Raw genomic sequence first — 1,668 nt, 5'->3', positions numbered from 1 at the left:
GAACTTTACGTTTTAAAGCACTTAAATAGTGGAATTTTAAAATTATAGTACAAATCAAGAAGGACTCTACAAATTCACTCTGATTTGTAAATATAGATTCATTTTTAATGCGTAAATTTCAATGCGTAAATTATTTCTCAATTGGAGGTGAAGCGTATGACTACGCCTACAGAAAAATTATTGGCTTCTTTTAGTTATTTTAGTGTTTTTTTCGCACCTATTTTATTTCCAATTATCGTATGGATTGCTGCAGGACCACCAGTATCCACACATGCTAAAAAAGCGCTACTTTATCACATTTTACCTTGGATTTTAATCCTCATTTCTGTAATTTGTTTTGGCTTAACTCAATCATACAACCATACTGTAGCAGCCGTTCTATTTATCCTGGGTATTCTTACAGCTTTAGGAAGTGTATTTTATCTTATTTATAATTTATATTGCGGGGTTAAAGTACTTGTGACAGATGAGTAAAATGTTGCTTAATAGAGGCAATTTAAAGAACAAAGCATGTTGTATCGTTTTATGAACAAGTCGCATTATTTATTGGGGGTTTAAACATGAAGCAAAATCAACCTAATTTAGCGATTTTTATTTCGATCTTACCATTACTTGCTTACCTTTACTTACAAGGATTTTATGTTGTAATTTATAAAGAAAGCGCTATCGCTCGTGTTCTTGCAGTATCTGGCATGCTTATATTCACCATATTTTGTTCTATTGCAGCCTATAGTGCTTTTATCCACACGCAAAAAGATAAATCAAAATAATAAAATCCGAGGTTTTCAAACAGATGAATGAAGACCTCGGATTCTATCTTTTATTAAACGCGTTTTATTGATATTTCGTCTTTAATTAAATTGTTTTCTCTTTTTTACGTTTTCGACCTATCATCACCGTACCTAATGTAAGTAATAATGTACCCATTAACCAGCCTGCTTGTGATGTATTAGATGCCCCTGTATTTGGCAATTGTTTTGCAGTCTCGTGCTCACCTTTAGACATTGATTGGTTTTTCTTGTTCGTTGATGATTTCATCTGACCTTTACCTTGTTGTTGGTCCGCTGGCGTTTGTACCATTGGTGGTGTCGGCTTCTCTGGTGTTGGTTGTTCCGGCATCGGTGGCGTCGGCTTCTCCGGTGTTGGTTGTTCCGGCATCGGTGGTGTCGGTTTCTCTGGTGTTGGTTGTTTCGGCATTGGTGGCGTCGGCTTCTCCGGTGTTGGTTGTTCCGGCATCGGTGGTGTCGGCTTCTCCGGTGTTGGTTGTTCCGGCATCGGTGGTGTCGGCTTCTCCGGTGTTGGTTGTTCCGGCATCGGTGGTGTCGGTTTCTCTGGTGTTGGTTGTTCCGGCATTGGTGGTGTCGGTTTCTCTGGTGTTGGTTGTTCCGGCATTGGTGGTGTCGGCTTCTCTGGTGTTGGTGGTTCTGGCATTGGTGGCTCAGAATTCCAGTTCTTCAATGGGAAGAATCCTGCATCGATACTGTTATCGTCTTTCGTTACCTCGATTTTCGCTACTAAACCGTCGGAATCTTTTTCTGTATTTGCTGTTGTGTGCTTACTTGTTGCTTCATAACCTTCAGGCGTTGTGAATATCACTTCATATTTGCCTTTTTTAACATTCGTAAACTGGTAGTGACCTTGCGCATCACTTTGCGTTTCTGCCACAAC

The 1,668-nt window shown here is 39.5% G+C and carries 3 protein-coding genes; 2 read left to right on the top strand and 1 reads right to left on the bottom strand.

Features of this window, described 5'->3' with window-relative positions:
- The first annotated feature begins 156 nt into the window (after positions 1-156).
- Positions 157-474 carry a magnetosome magnetite crystal formation protein family gene (locus tag CD118_RS11095; protein ID WP_060829727.1) on the top strand — a complete coding sequence of 106 codons (318 nt, stop codon included), beginning with the start codon at positions 157-159 and terminating at the stop codon, positions 472-474.
- 86 nt (positions 475-560) lie between these two features.
- Complete coding sequence (locus CD118_RS11090) at positions 561-770, top strand: hypothetical protein (RefSeq protein ID WP_050330612.1); 210 nt, start codon at positions 561-563, stop codon at positions 768-770.
- An 85-nt stretch (positions 771-855) separates the two neighbouring features.
- Here the strand turns inward: CD118_RS11090 and CD118_RS11085 are convergent.
- Positions 856-1,668: SdrD B-like domain-containing protein (locus CD118_RS11085; RefSeq protein ID WP_142380875.1), on the bottom strand; the 813-nt coding region annotated here is incomplete at its 5' end.

It is taken from the genome of Staphylococcus coagulans (genome assembly GCF_002901995.1).
GTDB classification, from domain to species: Bacteria; Bacillota; Bacilli; order Staphylococcales; family Staphylococcaceae; genus Staphylococcus; species Staphylococcus coagulans.
Note: the sequence above shows the minus strand (reverse complement) of the source record. Positions and strands in the feature narration are given on the sequence as shown.

Bases quoted from the DNA above. Each gene is read 5' to 3' on its own strand.
- CD118_RS11095 (WP_060829727.1), top strand. From the start codon at position 157: ATGACTACGCCTACAGAAAAATTATTGGCTTCTTTTAGTTATTTTAGT.
- CD118_RS11090 (WP_050330612.1), top strand. From the start codon at position 561: ATGAAGCAAAATCAACCTAATTTAGCGATTTTTATTTCGATCTTACCA.